The sequence below is a fragment of the Methanobrevibacter sp. genome, from assembly GCF_036307625.1.
Lineage (GTDB): Archaea > Methanobacteriota > Methanobacteria > Methanobacteriales > Methanobacteriaceae > Methanocatella.
Map to the genome: position 1 here is coordinate 1 of NZ_JAXJXF010000143.1, position 2,298 is coordinate 2,298.

3 protein-coding genes are annotated in these 2,298 nt (G+C 36.0%); 2 read left to right on the forward strand and 1 reads right to left on the reverse strand.

The window, feature by feature from the left end:
• The coding region (locus UIB65_RS09235) for an Lrp/AsnC ligand binding domain-containing protein (RefSeq protein WP_330041108.1) at positions 1-254 on the forward strand (254 nt) is incomplete at its 5' end.
• A gap of 29 nt (positions 255-283) precedes the next feature.
• Positions 284-874: a Crp/Fnr family transcriptional regulator gene (locus UIB65_RS09240; protein ID WP_330041109.1), complete on the forward strand. Its 591-nt coding sequence runs from the start codon at positions 284-286 to the stop codon at positions 872-874.
• A 55-nt stretch (positions 875-929) separates the two neighbouring features.
• Here the strand turns inward: UIB65_RS09240 and UIB65_RS09245 are convergent, their stop codons facing one another.
• The gene (locus tag UIB65_RS09245) at positions 930-1,331 is read right to left on the reverse strand and encodes a hypothetical protein (protein ID WP_330041111.1); all 402 of its coding nucleotides are present in this window, start codon (positions 1,329-1,331) and stop codon (positions 930-932) included.
• Positions 1,332-2,298 lie beyond the last annotated feature (967 nt).

Below are 2,298 nucleotides of genomic sequence, written 5' to 3' on the forward strand. Positions count from 1 at the left end.
ATATTGGGCTTACGCTTAAAGATGATTCTCGTTTTGAGAGTGTTATCGAAGCCTTAAAGTCCATTCCTGAAATTGTCGAGGTTCATTGCACGAATGAAGCTTATGACTTGTTTGTAAAAATTTATGCAAGGAACAACGAGCATTTGCTAGCATTGATTCAAACGAAGTTAAAACCTCTCGGATTGTCTCAGTCGAAAATTATAATTTCATTCAAGGTCGTGTACAATAAACAACTGACAATACTTCCTAAATAATTCAATCATTTCAAAATGCGTCTTAATCTATGAGCCATCAATTTGAAATAGCCAAACAGATTGTTGAGGAAACTTGTCCTCATCGGAAATTGCAATTGGAAAACATACGTTTGTTTGCCAATATCATTCAATGCAAGAAATATCACAAAGGGGATATTATTTTGGGTGAAGGTGAAGTATGCAATAACTTGTTATATATCGAACAAGGATTGCTACGACAGTATTACGTCAAGCACGGAAAAGATGTGACGGAGCATCTTTCATACGAAGGAAACGGCGTTGTCTGGTGCATTGAAAGCTATTTTCATCAGACACCCACACACTTGCTGATGGAAGCGCTGGAACCGAGTGTGGTGTGGGAAATTCCACGTGACTTGATGGAAGACATATCGGATAAGAATTGCGACATAGCCTATCTGTACAGACGTTTTTTCGAGGATTCCCTGATACTTTCACAGGTGAAAGCGGATATGCTCCGCTTCGAATCGGCAAAGGAAAGATATTCAAGACTGATGCAACTCTTCCCGGAAATCGTCAAGAGAGCACCTCTCACGTACATCGCTTCTTATCTTCAAATGTCCCTAGAAACATTGAGCAGAGTCCGTTCATCGATGACATAAACCAAACAAGGAGGGTATGTTTATACCCTCCTTGTTTAAAATTCAGAACCAAAGTTCAGTAAGCTATAGTTTTGTTCTGTGCCAAGAAATCAGAGGTACTCTTTATATAAGGATTCAATCCTTTGTCTCGCACTTGACTATTCAATATACGCAAATACTTTTTGTATTGAGCTTCACTTAATGTACTTTTCATCAGTTTCAAACTGCCATATACGGCTTCATTCAAGTATTTGACCTGTCGTTCACCCTTAGAATACTTGGCGCTATTCATTTTGTCAGCAAAGAAGTCAATAGCATTGACTACATTATCGTATTGATTGGAATTCAACTCTAAGTATCGGGCCAATTCAGGAAGATGCATTTTCAGATTCCAATCAGTGATTTCCAATTTCTTCTGTGAGAAACATACGGTTGACAAACTTAAAACCGCAAATACGGATACAAAAAATCTTTTCATACCTAAATATATTTGCTCTCTTTTTGACAAAAGAGAAAGTTAATACCTATTGATGATTGCCTATGTTTGTTGTTAAATCGTTATCCTTCTGAATTAATCGTTTTGTTTTTTTATAGGATTCATACCCGTTGGGCACCAAAAGTTTATTTTACTACAATTATTAGTAGTATTCAAGTCCGCAGAATGACCTGCAAATACAGCCTTCATAAAATCTACAATCTTTTTCATACTTCTAATTTTTTGTTCTTCCTATTGAAAATTTTGGTTAATAATCTCCACTGCTTAAAGATGTTATTTTGCTTTTACATAGGCAATCATCCTTTTCTAATTATAGCAAAACACGCCTTTACACATCTTTTTAATATCATTATACCTTTTTACCTTACTCTTTTATTATCTCTTGTTTTACGATGCAAAGATATGGTAAAAGGAAATGAAGAGAATCAAAACAATGGCAAAAAATGAAGATTATGCCCATTTATTTGATAAATGTCAAATCTTTCCATAAACGAGCTTATAAAATAGAGAAAATGCCTTCAAAAACAAAAAAACTGAACATATTTGATAATACGATGATTAATCATCGCATTAATATCGTCAATATTTAGTCGTAATCAATAATAGACATTTCGTTTTCTGCTCTCAAAAAGGTGTTTGCTTGCCAAGTGTAAAGAACTCCTATAACAACTTTGGGCTCATACGCATCACGGAGTGATATTAGTCCCTGTGATGACTGGCGAATGCCGAGCGATACGGAACCCATCATTTCAGCATAAATTTCCCCCAATAATGGGGAATATAACCGTTTGTAATAAATCCTTTTAGAATGAGGGAGTAGAGAGTGTAGAGAAATAACATCTTTAAAATGCAATAATCAAGAGACCAACAGCAAAATCAAGAGTTGAGCGGCAAGCACCCTTAGAAACATAGAGAGAGGATGTACGGTGGCGCAAGCAACTGACGCAGC